Here is a 15,119-nt window from a genome sequence, read left to right as displayed (position 1 = left end):
TGCGGCCCCAGGGATGCGGTATCCCTGGGGTTATGCGGCGGGGAGGGATCTTCGGGCCGAGTTGGTTCTGGGGCGGCGGTGCGGATCGATGTAGGCAGGCTGGATGAACTGCGGGGTGCCCCGGCGGATGTGGGCAAGTACGACATAGGAGCCGACCCCGATGTCCGGAGGTTCGGACTTGCTGCCCAGCACAGCAGGGAACACGTGGCAGTCGCAGGCGATCCGCGAGCCTCCCGGGCGGTCATGTATCTGTCAGGCCCGACGAGGATACGGTCATCGAGATCCCGCAGCAGATCGTCATAGGAGATAGTGATGGCGACCGGCCTGCGCAGCCCGTTCTTCGTAGGCTTGGAGGGACACAGCACCTCCTGCAGCCCGTCATCAAGATGGGCGAGCAGCGTCCCGCCGACCGTGCCGATGACCGGTGCCAGGCCGAACGCACGGCCGATGCGTTCGTGGAAACCGTGCGGATGGCCGCCCGAGCCACCGGCGCAACCTGTGATTTCAGTGCCGCACAAGGCCATCACCGATGTGGGTGGCCCACCAACGCGAAGCGCAACAGATCCCACCTTCGTGTCCTCATCCCTCTGGGTGGTGCTGCCCGTCCGGCGAGGACAAACCCACCCAGAAGCTAAGACGTGACGGTAACGGCCCCTACAGTGACGCCGTCAAGGGTCCGCACAAAGTCCGGGCCAAAAGCGGTAGCAGGAGTCTGAGCGCCAGGCTTGACCCCCTGAATCTCGGTAGCGATCCGGACAACAGCGTCAGCAGTGATGGCGTAAGCATTGGGCGTGACCAGAGTGCCAGTCGCGGTACGACCAGAAGAATCCTTGGCCTCGCCCCAAAACTCCGAACGGGTACTAGCCCGCCGCCGCTCCCCCGGCCCGCTAACCAACCCCACCAACGCCTTCCCGACCCGCTGCCCCAGCGAAGTCTTCATAACCGGACCAAAAATGCGCTGACCGCTGCTGACCAGTCCGCCCGGCAGACCAACAGCCATGTGCGTAGTGATGTTGGGAATCCCGGTCGAGTGGTACGCAGTAGACACGTCACCCCAAGGCAACGAGATGACCGAACGCGGCCCAGAAGGGAAATGCGCCGTGAGAGTACTGTGCGCCATGGGAACGGACACGATCTGACCGTCCACACGAGCCTGACCGCCAGTGCCCATCCCCTCAACGGTCGTCCGCAAAGTCCCACCACTCAACCCGCCCCCAGCAGAGAAAGCAAGCCGAAGGTGAGTAGCCGAAGGCAAGGCAGCGGCAAGCATCCCAGCCAGACAGTCACTGGGCACAACATCGAACCCCGACCCAGGCAGCAAAACCACACCCGCGGCCGAGGCCTCAGCAGACCGAGCGAAGATCGCCTCATACACATCGATCTCGCCTGTGACGTCCAAGTAGTGCGTCCCAGTGGCCAAACAAGCATCGACCATCGGCCGCGAGGTGGCGGAAAAAGGCCCGGCACAGTGAGCGACGGCGGTCATCCCCTCCAACCCGGCCACAGCCGAGCCGAGGTCGAAGATCCGGTGCGGCAAACCCAACGAGTTCGCCAGCGAGGCGACCTTGGGTGAGCGTCCCGCGAGAACGGGACGCTCGCCGCGCGCCACAGCCAGGCGCGCGACGAGCTCCCCGGTGTATCCGTTAGCGCCGTACACCATCCACGTCATGCACGGCATGCTACCCACGAGTAGCTTCTACGGCGACCCCACTAAGGAGCAGTGCGGTCGGGACGTTCGGTGACCCTGATCCCGTTCACGATCGGGGCACCCGACCGCGAGACGAACCGGACGTTCAGAGTCCCGTCGTCGACCTGGACGAACGTCGACTGCGACAGCGCCGCGAAGCCGCCGACCTCACCGGCGACATCCAGGGCGGGTGTCACCAGCCTGCCCTCGATGATGATGTCGAACAGGCGTGAGTTCGGGTCCGTCCAGCCGAGCTCGGCGAAGTTGAGCTCGACCTGGTAGACGCCCTTGGTGAGCCCGTCGAACCGGTACTCGTAGGCGCCTTCCCGTTGGGTCTGGTACAGCGACTGCTCGTTGGTGCCGGAGATGGCCTCCGTGGTGGACACCACCCTGGACGACTGCCCGAGCCAGCCCTGGCCTCCGGTGGAGTAGGCCTGGTCGGGTTTCCAGGTGTCGCCGAGCGAGTCGACCCCGCCGCTGCCGCCGGCGTCGAGCCCGATCCTGGTCTTCGGCACGATCACCTTGACCGGGATGGAGATCGTCGACCGCTTGGCCGCGTTGGTGACGAGGAAGATCGTCGCCCCGTACACACCCGGTTGCAGGTTGGTCGCGTCGATGGAGATGTCGACCTGTTGCCCGCCACCGGCGCCCAGGCGGCCCGAGGTCACGCTCTCGGACAGCCACGGCACGTCGGAGAACGACGGGATCGGCGACTCGACCAGGTACGCGGTGCTCTTGCCACCGGTGGTCTGCGAGATGACCCACAGGTTGCCGGTGTCGTCGAGCTCAAGGCCCGCCCCGGTGAACGCCGCCGGGTTCGGGTCGGCCACGGTGGCGATCTGGGCACAGGTGTCCGGGTTGACCGCGGTCAGCACCTCGGTCGTGGCGTTCGGCGCGATCCACAGCGCGCCCCGCGGCGAGTACGCCAGACCGGCGATGCCGGCCAGGTTGCCGCCCGGCGAGCACTGGCTCACCAGCGTGCCCGGGTCCGGATAGGACAGACCCTTGACCTTGTAGATGATGCCCTGGTTCCAGCCGCCGATGTAGAACGTGTCATCGTCGGCCCGGTAGGCCAGGCCACGCTGCGAGATCGTCGACCACGGGGCACCCGTGATCGTGCTGACGACCTGCCCGGTGCCGGGGTTGAGGCATCGGATCCCGTTGTCGCCGCCCACGGTCACCGCGCAGAGCAGGCCGCGGGACGGCACGAAGGTCAGGTCGCCCGGCCAGCCACCGAAGGCCGTCGGGAACTGCCGCCCGAAGGTGCCGTCGACGCCGTACTGGGCGATGGCCAGCGCGGTCGCGTCGGTGGCGTAGAGGTTGCCGGCGTTGTACCCGGCGCCCCAGCCCGTGGTCAGTTCGTTGAGCGGGAACTGCTTCAGGACGTTGCCCGGGGCCATCGGCTCGTTGTTCGCCTTGACGGTTGCCTTGGTGCTCACCGGAAGGCCCTGCGAGGTGCTGGCGTTCGGGTTGAAACCCTTGGGCAGCACGGTCTTGCGGGCGGCCTCCGCGGCGGGCTCACCGAGCGCACCGCCGGACACCTCCTTGAACTCCCAGGTTCCGGTGGCACTGCCGGAGTTGCGGACGGTCAGGGTGCGCTTGCGGGTCTCCCCGGCCGGCACGATGACCTCCAGCGACGCCGGGTTGGCCTCGAAGTTCGGCGTCTTCAAAGCGAAGTCCTGGGTCAGGACAACGCCTTCCGAGCCGATCGTGAGGTTCGCCCGTGCGGTCTCGTAGCTCGCCCGCGCGGCCACCACGGTGAAGCTGCCCAGCGCGACCTCGGCCTGGTAGAAGCCGGACGTGTCGGTCGCCGCGGTGACGGTGCTGCCCGCACGCTGCAGGCTCACCGTGCTGCCCGCGATGGGCTGCTTGTCGTTGGCGTCGGTGATCGTGCCGCGGACCAGGCCCGTGTTCGGCACGCGCGCCGAGATCGCCACGGAGTCGGTCAGGTGCGGCTTCTTCACCGAGTACGCCAGTGCGACGGTGCCGGCCTCGTTCTCCAGGCCGACGGTCGCGCCCGCACCGGCCTCGGCCGGGTTGGCCTGGTCGATCCCGTTGTACTGGATCTGCACGCGGCCGCCCTCGGTGACGATCAGCTCGATCGACAACCGGCTGCCCGGCGCCGACTTCACCGTGACGTTGCGCCATTCCACGACGAACCGGCGGTTCGGCGCGGCGCCGTCGGTCGCGGTGCGCACGCTCGCGGACGCGTCCACCACGAGGTCGTCCCAGAACGCGTAGATCGCGCCGTTCGGGGCGGTCGGCGACGGGATGGTCCCGCCGGGCAGACCGGTTCCGGCGAACGCGAGGTAGCCGTCGGTGTGCACGGCCGCGCTCTTGTAGGTCTTGCCGTAGAACGTCACCGGGAACGGCAGGGTGACGTTCGTGGAAGCGTTGTCACCGGTCAGTGCCAACGCGGTCGGAGTGTCCACCCAGGACGGTGCGACATGCCGTGGCGTGTAGCCGTAGGCGTCGACCTTGGGCTGCAACACGAAGTCCGCGGTCACGTTCCCGTTGACGACAACCGTCTTGCGCGACGGCTGCAGCCAGCGGCCGTAGTCCGCGGTGATCTCGTAGCTGCCCGCGGGCACGTTCGCCAGCGTGTACGTGCCGGTGGCGTCGGTCTTCACCGCGGCGATCGGCACACCGGTCACCGAGACGTCCGCACCGGGCAGCGTCGTCCCGTCGGCCGCCTTGACGACGCCCTTGACGGTGAAGCTCGGCGCGGGCGGCAGGTCGAAGTCGGCGATCTGCGGCTTGCCCTCGATCACCGTGACCTTGGCCTGCTTGGTGGCCAGGCCGAACTTCGTCGCCGTCACGGTGTACTCGCCGACCGGGAGCTTGTCGGCGAGGTACTTGCCGTCCGCACCAGTGGTCTTGACCACCGACGACGGGCCGGCGAACGTGAGCTTGACGTCGGCGGCGGGCTTGCCCGCGCTGGTGACCGTGCCGGACACGGCACCTGTCGGGCCCTTCGGCGCCGCGGTGACGAGCGCGAAGGCGTCGAGCTTGCCCTCACCGAAGACGTTGTTGTTCTCCGGCGCGCCGCCACACTGCGAGTTCGGCGTGTCCACCGCGGTCTGGTTCAGCAAGGCCTTGGTGGCGTTGATGTCCCCGGCCAACGAGGGCGCGGCCGACCACAGCAACGCGACCGTCCCGGCGACATGCGGGGAGGCCATCGACGTGCCGCTCATCGTCCCGTAGCCACCCGACCCGAGCGACGACCGGACGTTCACGCCGGGCGCGGCGATGTTCGGCTTGACGATCCCGCCGATGCCAGGTCCACGCGACGAGAAGCTGGCGATCGTGCCGTTGATGTCGTACGCGCCCGCCGAGTACGAGATCGCGTAGTCGCCCGGGGAGCCGGAGCTGTTGCAGCCCAGGGCACCGCTGTTGCCGTTGGAGAACGCCGGGAAGATGCCCGCCGCGATCCAGGTCTGCACGGTCTCCTGGTACCAGGTGTCGTTGCCGCCACCGCCCCAGGAGTTGTTCACCACGTCCGGCGCCAGGTCCGGGCGCGGGTTCTGGTTGTTGAGGTCGGTCGGCGCGACCACCCACTGGCCCGAGGCCAGCAGCGAGGTGTCCGAGCAGGAGCTGGACTCGCAGCCCTTGGCCGCGATCCACTTCGCGCCCGGCGCGACACCGATCTGGTTGGCGGTGCCGTCGTCGCCGACCATCGTTCCCATGGTGTGGGAGCCGTGGTTGTTGTTGTCACACGGGGCCAGCGACGGGTTGCCACAGGCCTTCGACGGGTCGAACCAGTTGTAGTTGTGGTCGAAGGTGCCGTCGCCCTTGTTGCCACGGTACTTCCCGACCAGGGCGGGATGCTGGTAGCTGACGCCGGTGTCGATGTTCGCGACGACAACGCCCTCACCGCGGTCACTGAAGTCCGACCACACCTTGGGAGCGTTGATCTGGCTGATGTTCCACTCGACCGCGTCGATCTGGGCCTCGGTCTGGCCGGGGCTCGGCTGCGGGATCTCGTGGAACCGTTCCGGCACGATCTGCTTCACCTCAGGACGTGCCGCGATCTCGTCGGCCAGTGCCGCGTCGCCGCCGGTCACCTTGATGGTGTTGACGATCCAGAACGGCGTGAACTGCGCGCCCCGCGCGGTGAGCAGGTCGCGCAGGCCGGCCTGGGTGCGGTCGGCGAACGCGGTCTTCGCGGCGAAGACGTCCTTGGTCCGCTGGGTTCCGGCCCGCCCGGTGGCGGTCACGGTGGTGAGGTTGGCCTCGGAGTTGAGCACCACGAAGAAGGTGGCCGAGCCGGACTGGGTCAGACTGCCCTGCACCACCTTGTCGATCTTGGTGGCCGGGTCGGTGACCGGAGTGCCGCTGTTCGGAGCAGCGGCACCGAAAGCATTGCTCGAATACACGGTCGCAAGGACGAAGGCGAGGACGACGGTCAATGCCGCCCGGAGTGTCCCGCCGCTCCGTCTACGCGTGGACATAGTTCTCCTGACTCACGGTTTCACCCGTGAAAAGGCCGGGGTTACGCCATTCGCCGTAGCCCGGCGGAAAACGTGAACAGACCCTCCGACCTGCGCTGACACCCCCAAATCCGATACGGCTCCGACACGGAGGATCTTTCGGATTGTGTGCAGTCCGATACGCTCCGCTCCATGGCTCTCGGTGGCGGACTGATGACATGACGTGATTCCGTCACGTTTTCTGGCCGGAAAACGAAGTAGCAGGAAAAGAACCAACCACGGGGGTGCCGATGCTCGAGGTGGCCGGTCTCGACGGGGTCGCGGAACACGCCTACCGGATGTTGCTGCGGATGCCGACGGCCACCGGCGCCGAACTGGCCGAGCAGCTGGGCACCTCGGTCGCCGAGGCGACGACCCTGTTGCTGGCACTGGAATCCCAGGGCATGGCCTCCCCGGTGAGCGGGCCACCGCCGCGATACCGGGCCACCCCACCGGATCTCGCGCTCGGGCCGCTGGTGCAGAGCCGCGAGCAGGAGTTGCAGGAGATCCGCGCGCGCATCGCGCAGCTGACCGACGAGTACCGCAGCCGCACCGCCCTGCGTGGGGCGGGCGAGTTCATCGAGCTGGTGCACGGCGCCAAGGCGATCGCCCAGCGCGTGGACCAGTTGCAGCGCAGCGCCCGCAAGGAGGTCCGCGGGCTCGTCAAGCCGCCAGTTGTCGCAGTTTCCGCTGAGGACAACGAGGTTGAGTTCCAGGCGCTCGCGGTCGGCGTGCGCTACCGGGTCATCTATGACCGGCAACTGTTGATGCTCAACGGCGACCCGTACATGGTCACGCATGCGGCGCAACAGGGCGAGGAGGCCCGGATCGCGGTGGACCTGCCGTTGAAGCTCGCGATCGCCGACGACGACCTCGCGTTGGTCCCAGTGGCGCAAGCCCAGTCGGACGGCGAACCTTCGGCGGTACTCGTTCACCCAAGCGGACTCCTGGACGCGCTGGCCGCGCTTTTCGAGACCCTGTGGGCATCTTCCACACCACTGTTGATCGGCGCCAACGGGGAGCTCGACGAGGACCGCACCAGCGACGAGCCGACCCCCGGCGACATGCGGCTGTTGTCGTTGCTGCTGGCCGGTCTCACCGACCAGTCGATCGCCGCGCAGCTCGGGCTGAGCACACGCACGGTGCAGCGCCGGTTACACGACCTGATCAAAATCACCGGTGTCCGCACGCGCGTTCAGCTGATCTGGCAGGCCACCAAGCGCGGTTGGATCTGAAACCGGTGTTTTCGCTCTGACCGAGTAACAAAAGCCCCGAAGGGCGCGAGTACGGCGTAGGGCCGGCACGCGTCGCGCTCGGAGAGGGGCGTGTCAGATGTGGACACAGCTGCGGAGATCGCGGAAAACCGTTGCCATCGCGGCAGTTTTCAGCTTGGTCCCGCTGGTGGTGATTCCCCCCACGGCACAGGCGTTACCGGCCGGGTTCACCGACCAGACCATCTTCGCCAACCTCGAACAGCCGATGGCGGTCGACTTCGCCGATGACGGCCGGGTGTTCGTGGCCGAGAAAAGCGGTCTCATCAAGGTTTTCGACGGCCTCGGCGACCCGACCCCGACCGTGTTCGCGGACCTGCGAACGAAAGTCTTCAACGAACACGACCGGGGCATGATGAGCCTCGCCCTCGCGCCGGGGTTCCCCAACGATCCGTCGGTGTACGTGCTGTACGCGCACGACGCCGCGATCGGCGGTACCGCGCCCCGCTGGGGAACACCCGGCGCCACCGGCGACTCCTGCCCCAACCCGCCCGGTGAGACCGGCGACGGCTGTGTCATCTCCGGCCGTCTGTCCAAACTGGACCTCAACGGTACCGAGCAGGTGCTGATCGAGGACTGGTGCCAGCAGTACCCGAGCCACTCGGTCGGCGACCTGCAGTTCGGCCCGGACGGTTATCTGTATGCCAGCGGCGGTGACGGCGCCAGCTACGTGTTCGCCGACTACGGCCAGGACGGCAACCCGCTCAACCCCTGCGGCGACCCGCCGGTCGGCGTCGGCGGGACGCAGACCGTGCCCACCGCCGAGGGCGGATCCCTGCGGTCCCAGGATATCCAGACGCTGACCGACCCGACCGGCCTGGACGGCAGCATCATCCGGATCGACCCGGTCACCGGTCAGGGCGCCCCAGGCAACCCGATGATCAACAGCACCGACGCCAACGCCCGCCGGATCATCGCCACCGGCCTGCGCAACCCGTTCCGGTTCGCGTTCCGCCCCGGTACCAGCGAGATCTGGGCCGGTGACGTCGGCTGGGGCACCTGGGAGGAGATCGACCGGGTCGCCAGCCCGACCGACGGCAGCATCGACAACTTCGGCTGGCCGTGCATGGAAGGCAACCAGGTCAACGGCGGCTACAACTTCGGGCTGAACCTGTGCAACCGCATCTACAGCGGTGCCGTGCCGACGGTGACGCCGCACTACACATACAACCACGGCGATCCGGTCGTCGCGGGCGATGGCTGCAACGGTGATGTGGGTTCGTCCATCTCCGGCACGTCGTTCTACACCGGTGACTCGTATCCCGCGCAGTACAAGGGTGCCCTGTTCTTCGCCGACTACAGCCGCCGGTGCATCTGGACGATGTTCCCGGGCAGCAACGGCGTTCCGGACCCGGCGACCCGGATCGGGTTCCGCAACAACATCTTCCCGGTCGACCTGAAGACCGGCCCGAACGGTGACGTGTTCTATGTGGACATCGCGCTGGGCGAGGTGCACCGGATCCGCTACAACTCCGGCAACCAGCCGCCGACCGCTGCGATCACGGCCACACCCACCCAGGGTTCGTTGCCGCTCAACGTGTCCTTCAGCGCGGCTTCCTCCAGTGACCCCGAGGGCTCGGCCCTGACGTACGCCTGGGACCTCGATGGCGACGGCAACTACAACGACGGCACCGGGGCCACGATCAACAAGACGTACACGACAGCCAAGGTGTACAACGCCTCCGTCCGGGTCACTGATCCCGGCGGGCTGACAGACGTTGCCAGCAAACGGATTTTCGCAGGCACGACTCCGCCGGCAGTCACGATCGCCAACCCCGCGACGTCGTTCACGTGGGCCGTCGGTGACACGATCAACTTCAGCGGGTCGGCCACCGACGCCGAAGACGGGCCATTACCCGCGTCCGCGCTGAACTGGCAGGTGATCCTGCACCACTGCCCCACCATCGACAACTGCCATGAGCATCAGCTGACGACGTTCAATGGCGTGTCCAGCGGCAGTTTCGACGGTCCGGACCACGAATACCCTGCCTACCTTGAACTCCGGCTCACCGCCACCGACAGCACGGGCGCGACGACCACGGCCAGCCGTCGCCTCAACCCGCGCGTGTCCACGCTGACCATCGAGACCAGCCCGCCCGGCCTGACCACGACGTTGAGCGGCAAGGCCGGTCCGGCGCCGTTCACCGTCCAGGCCATCGTCGGCTCGCACCTGACCTTGTCCACCGCACAGACCCAGCAGGTCGGGGTGAACACGTACGAGTTCCAGAACTGGTCCGACGGTGGCGCCCGCGTGCACGACATCTTCGCCGACAGCGTGGATCGCACGTACAGAGCCAACTTCGCACGTGTCTCGGGCGGTGATCCTTCGCTCGTCGCGGCCTACAGCTTCGATGACGGTGCCGGGTCCACAGCCATCGACCGCACCGGCCGTGGCCACACCGGGACCTTGTCCGGCGCGACTTGGAGCGCTGGCCACACCTCCGGCGGCTTGTCGTTCAACGGTGTTGACAACCTCGTCACCATCGCCGACGCCGCCGATCTCCGGCTGTCGACCGCGATGACGTTGTCCGCCTGGGTCAAGCCCACGGCCAATACCGCCTGGCGGACCGCGATCCTGAAGGAGAGCCCCGGCAACCTGTCCTACGCCTTGTACGCGTCCGGCCCGGGTATTCCGTCGAGCTACTTCATCAGCGGCAACGAGAAGTTCGTCAACGGCACCTCGCCACTGCCGCTGAACACGTGGTCGCACCTCACGGTCACGTACAACGGCAGCACAATGCGCTTGTACGTCAACGGTTCCGAGGTCGCCAACGCGCCCGTGACCGGCAACATCGCCTCGTCCACGGCGCCATTGCGGTTGGGCGGCAACCTGATCTGGGGCGAGTACTTCGCCGGCGAGATGGACGACGTGCGCATCTACAACCGCGCGCTGTCGGCCACCGAGGTCTCCGCCGACAAGGACGTCCCGGTCGCAGGCGACGGCATCTCCCCCACCGCACCGACGAACCTGGCCGCGAACGGCGGCGTCGGCACCACGGCCCTGTCGTGGACCGCCGCCACCGACAACGTGGGCGTCACCGGCTACGACATCCATCGCTCTACTACCAACGGTTTCACCCCGAGCGCTGCTACCCGCATCAACACCGTCACTGGCACCACTTTCACGGACACCGGCCTCGCCGCGGGCACGTACTACTACCGTGTCATCGCCCGTGACGCGTCCGGCAACACCTCGGAAGCCTCCAACCAGGCCATCGCCGCCGTCACCGGGGACACCACCCCGCCGACGGTGTCGATCACCGCACCTGCTGGTGGGTCCACTGTGTCCGGTCCGATCACGGTGTCCGCCAACGCGGCCGACGCGGGCGGGATCGGTGGTGTGACGTTCAAGGTCGACGGGACCACGATCGGCACAGAGGACACGACGTCCCCGTACTCCATCTCTTGGAACACAACCACGGTCGCCAACGGTTCGCACACCTTGACCGCCGTGGCCCGTGACTCCGCGGGCAACACCACAACGTCCGCGGGAGTCACGGTCACCGTCAACAACACCGTGGCGCCTTCGCTCATCGCCGCGTACAACTTCGACGAGGGCGTCGGGAACTCGTTGACCGACCGCACCGGCCGCAACCACACGGGCACCATCGCGGGCGCGACTTGGACGACCGGCAACACCGGTGGAGCCTTGTCGTTCAACGGAACCAGCGACATGGTCACCGTCGCGGACGCCAACGACCTCGACCTGACCTCCGCGATGACCCTGGAAGCTTGGGTCCGGCCAACCGCGACAACCTCCAACTGGCGCACGATCATGTTGAAGGAGCGGACCGGCGGCCTGACCTATGCCCTCTACGCCGACAACGCCGCCTCCCGCCCCACCAGCTACCTCACCATCAGCAGCGCGGACCGCTCCGTCACCGGCCCCACCGCCCTGCCCGCCAACACGTGGACCCACGTCGCGGTGACTTACGGCAGCGGCACCTACCGCTTGTACGTCAACGGAACCGAAGTCGCCAACGCCGCGGTCACCGGCAGCATGGCCGCCTCAACCGGCGCCCTGCGCATCGGCGGCAACAACATCTGGGGCGAGTTCTTCACCGGAGCCATCGACGACATCCGCATCTACAACCGAGCCCTGACCGCCACCGAAATCCAGACCGACCGCACCACCCCAGTCCAATAACCCGCGTGTCCCCCGTTCCTCCGCCGTGTGTCCCCCTTTCCTCCGCCATGAAATCCCCGCGGACGAGTCCAAGGTGGAACACACCCCGGACGAACGGGGGACACACGGCGGAGCAAAGGGGGACACGCGGGTGGGTCAGGAGGGGGTGAGCATGGCTTCGCAGCTGCGGATGACGACTCGGGCGGCGTCTCGTTCGGCGCTGCCCAGCAATGGGCTTTCGGACTGTTCACGCCATCTGCCCAGTGCGTCGTAGATGGCCGTCCGGATTTCCGGTTCGGTGGGGGTTCGGTCGAAGCCCAGGCGCGCTTCGAGGTCCGTGCCGTAGCCGCCGATCAACCGTTGAGCCTCACCGTCGAGCTCGTCCGGCAACCGCGTCCGCCCGGACAGCAACCCGGCCAGCAGCCGCAGCTCGTGAAACTCATGCGCCCCAGCGAGAACCCGCTCGACGTCGGTGACCAGCTGGCCCGCACCCGGCCGGGGTTCCATCCGCAACACCACATCCAACCCCAGCAAGGCCGACCGCGCCTTCAAAACCTCCCGCCGGTCCACGAACAACCGCCGGATCGAGTCCCGCAACTCGTTCAACCCGCTGCGCTGCACCAGCTCCTTGCCCAATTCGGCCGGCGTACCAGCGCCCTGCCGGATCAACGCGGTGGCCAGCCGGATCCCCGACAACCCCAGCCGATCCGCCAGCTCCCGCCGAACCCCAGCGGAAACCGAATGCGGGGACCGCGTGAACCGGTCCGCGGACAACAACAATTCCTGAGTCTCCGGCGCCACTGCCAGGGCCGTCAGATCCTGGTACTCGGAATCCGTCAAAGTCCGTCCGACCTGACCCAGCAACCCAGACACGGCAACAACGTTCTGGCACAACCCCCGCACCCGGGCGTCCTGCCGATGCCGGCGCGCGATCTGTTTGGCGGTGGGCAAGGCGTCGATGCGGCCGCCGCCGGTCTCGTCCGCACGCGACAACACCAGCAGCGCGTTCACCGGGGCCGCCCGCGCCACCGGATGGTCCTGAATGGACTGGAGGAACCGGACGTCCATCACGTGCACCTGAGGTGTCAGGTACAGCAACGCATCCGCTTCAGCGGCGATCTGCTCGGAGATCTCGCCGGCGATCGGCGGGGTGTCGATCAGGGTCGTGTCCCGCAGCACCCGCGCCGGCCAGTCCACCACGATCCGGCTGATCTGCGAGGAGGCGTACGAGCTGAGGTCGATGTCCATCCGGTGTCCGACGCGCGCGACCGGCGGGTCACCGGCCGGGCCGTTCGGCATGTACACGGTCGCGTGCGGCTGCGGTCCGTCCTGGTACCACGTGAAGACCTGCCCGCCGTCGACCACGATCGGCGCGACCTCGTCACCGATGACAGCGTTGACAACGGTGGACTTCCCCACGCCCGGCCGCCCGGCGACCGCGATCCGCAACGGCGAGTCGAACCGGCTGATGTGGTGCCGCAGCCAGTTCGAGGCACGCGGACTGTCCTGGTACAACCGCAAAGCCTCGTGCAGCAAAGACCAGACAGCGGAGTCGAGCGTCACGCGGTGATCCCCAACGGGTTCTTCGAAGCGGCGGGCAGCGCACCGGCCACACCCTGGATCTGGCCGTGCAGCGCGGTCAGCTTGGCCAACGCCTGACGCAGCTCTTGGTTACGCCGTTCCCGCCGGGTGGCCTCGACCTGCGCGGCTCGTTGCGCCGCGGCGGCCTCGTCGGCCAGCTCCTGCTGGATCTCCTCGGCGACCGCGGTGAAGTGGTCGCGCAGGCCGCGCTGGATCCGCCGCGAGGCGTCCTTGCAGTCCTTGGAGAACCGCAGGAAGAAGTCGTCGACATGGCGCTGCGCCGCGGATTTCGCCGCGGCCTGGCGGCGCTTGAGCCGTGACTCGCCCTCCTCGCCGATGCTCTTGCCGCCCAGCACCGCGCCCGCGCCCAGCGAGATCGGGTTGATCAGCGGCAACCCCGCGAGACTCGTGATCAGGCCGAACATCAGGACACCGCCGTAGGATCCGCGCAGGCCGGTGAAGATCCGTTGCCCCGGGCTGAACTTGTCCAGCTTGGGCATCTCCGGATCGTTGGGCTCCATGTCGGCGTCCGCCGGGATCAGCGACGGCGGCACGACCTCCTGGCGTTCCGGGAAGATCTCCGACACCTTGTCCGCGATCCACCAGGCCCGCTCGACCAGCCAGGAGAAGTTCGTCTCGGCCGCCTCGGTGAGGCTGTCGGCCAGCCAGCCCTCGAACTGCTCCCAGGTCCTGGCCGGGTCGGCCTCGTCGAACGCCTTGTCCACCTCGCGCAGGATCTTGCGGGTCCGGTCGCGCAGGTCGTAGTCGAGGTCGGCCATCATGTCGGCCATCTCGTCGGCCAGCAGGGTCTGCCACCGGGCCGACCGCCGCCGCAGGTCGGCCATCCGCTGCTGGATGTCGCGCAGCTCGGCCACCGCGGGCGAGTCGGTGCCGTCGGACCGCACGGCGAGCTCTTTGTTCAGCTGTCCCACCAGTTCCGCGATCGCGGTCCCGGTCATGGTGGCGAAGTTGTGCCGCGCCACCGGAGCCGACGCGGTGGCCAGCACGTCGGTGCGCAGCCGTTCGATCAGCTCCGGGAACCCGGACTCCGCGTTCAGCGCGGTGTCGTCGCTTTGCGCGGCACGCAACCGCAACGCGGACGACACCGGTACGACGGCGACCTGAACCCCGGCCCTGGCAAGGTGTTCGCGGTTGCGTTCGGCCACGTTGCGCCACCGCGGCGCCAGGTCGATCTTGGTGAGCACGAGCACGATGGTCGGGCACAACCGCCGCACCTGGGCCAGCAGCTCCAGCTCGGTCGGCGAAAGCTCCTGGGTGGCATCGGAAGCCAGCAGCACGGCGTCGGCGCCGCTGAGCGCGGCGAACGTGTTCTGCGCGCGCAGCTGGTGCAGATTGCCGATCGCGGGTGTGTCGATCAACACAAGGCCCGCGGCGAGCAGCTTGCGCGGCAGCCGGACCTCAGTGGTCACCGGGTCCCCGCCGCGGCCGGTCGCCTGGTCCACCGGGATGGCCTGCCGCTGCGGCGCGGCCTCCGTGCCGTCGTGCAACAGCCTTGCCGCGGAAGGCTTTTCCGCGTATCTCACGATCGTCGGAGCCAGCGTGGTGACGTCGTCGCCGACCGCGCACACCGGCGCGGCCACCAACGCGTTCACCAGCTGGCTCTTGCCCTGGTTCGCTTCGCCGATCACCAGCACCCGCAGCTGCGGGTCGAGCAGCTGAGCCCGCTTGGCGCGCAGCCGTTCGGCCAGGTCAGGCCGGTGGTGCCGAACGGAAGCGCCGATGGTCTCATCGAGCACCTCGAGCCAGGTCGCCACAGTCACCCGAATAGTGTGCCTTGCTCGACCGTTCGGGTGAACCCCTTGTGGTCGAAAGACCACTGGGAGTGGACGTGATTCCGGCCCCCGGCAACCAGCATCGGCGCTGCTAGACAGTTCGGGACTTACGGACGAGAGCCGGCTGAGATTTGATCTCGTCCGCCCGTTTTTGTCGGCGCCGCTGAGCAAGCTGGCAGTCGGGGGCCGGAG

Annotated in this window: 6 protein-coding genes; 2 read left to right on the top strand and 4 right to left on the bottom strand. The window is 67.7% G+C overall.

The genetic code is table 11. The annotated features are described in order from the left end of the window. Window positions 1-631 precede the first annotated feature (631 nt). The gene (locus AB0J95_RS19150) at window positions 632-1,660 is read right to left on the bottom strand and encodes a saccharopine dehydrogenase NADP-binding domain-containing protein (RefSeq protein ID WP_364759950.1); all 1,029 of its coding nucleotides are present in this window, start codon (window positions 1,658-1,660) and stop codon (window positions 632-634) included. A 50-nt stretch (window positions 1,661-1,710) separates the two neighbouring features. Next, window positions 1,711-6,138, bottom strand: coding sequence for a S8 family serine peptidase (locus tag AB0J95_RS19145; RefSeq protein WP_364758958.1), 4,428 nt, complete (start codon window positions 6,136-6,138; stop codon window positions 1,711-1,713). Window positions 6,139-6,407: 269 nt separating this feature from the next. On the opposite strand from AB0J95_RS19145, the gene AB0J95_RS19140 reads away from it, so the two are divergent. Together AB0J95_RS19140 and AB0J95_RS19135 are read left to right on the top strand one after the other, a co-directional pair. Beyond that, window positions 6,408-7,391: a LuxR C-terminal-related transcriptional regulator gene (locus AB0J95_RS19140; protein ID WP_364758956.1), complete on the top strand. Its 984-nt coding sequence runs from the start codon at window positions 6,408-6,410 to the stop codon at window positions 7,389-7,391. A 166-nt stretch (window positions 7,392-7,557) separates the two neighbouring features. After that, window positions 7,558-11,574, top strand: a complete 4,017-nt coding sequence (locus AB0J95_RS19135; protein WP_364758954.1) for a LamG-like jellyroll fold domain-containing protein — start codon at window positions 7,558-7,560, stop codon at window positions 11,572-11,574. Between the two features lie 135 nt (window positions 11,575-11,709). Here the strand turns inward: AB0J95_RS19135 and AB0J95_RS19130 are convergent, their stop codons facing one another. Together AB0J95_RS19130 and AB0J95_RS19125 are read right to left on the bottom strand one after the other, a co-directional pair. After that, the gene (locus AB0J95_RS19130; protein ID WP_364758952.1) at window positions 11,710-13,116 is read right to left on the bottom strand and encodes a hypothetical protein; all 1,407 of its coding nucleotides are present in this window, start codon (window positions 13,114-13,116) and stop codon (window positions 11,710-11,712) included. Continuing rightward, a complete protein-coding gene (locus AB0J95_RS19125) occupies window positions 13,113-14,915 on the bottom strand; it encodes a dynamin family protein (protein WP_364758950.1) in 1,803 nt (600 codons plus the stop codon). Before AB0J95_RS19125 ends, AB0J95_RS19130 begins: the two co-directional genes overlap by 4 nt. Window positions 14,916-15,119: the final 204 nt, after the last annotated feature.

The sequence above is a fragment of the Actinocrispum sp. NPDC049592 genome, from assembly GCF_040675465.1.
Classification (GTDB): Bacteria; Actinomycetota; Actinomycetes; order Mycobacteriales; family Pseudonocardiaceae; genus Kibdelosporangium.
This window is presented reverse-complemented; position numbering and strand designations above follow the sequence as displayed.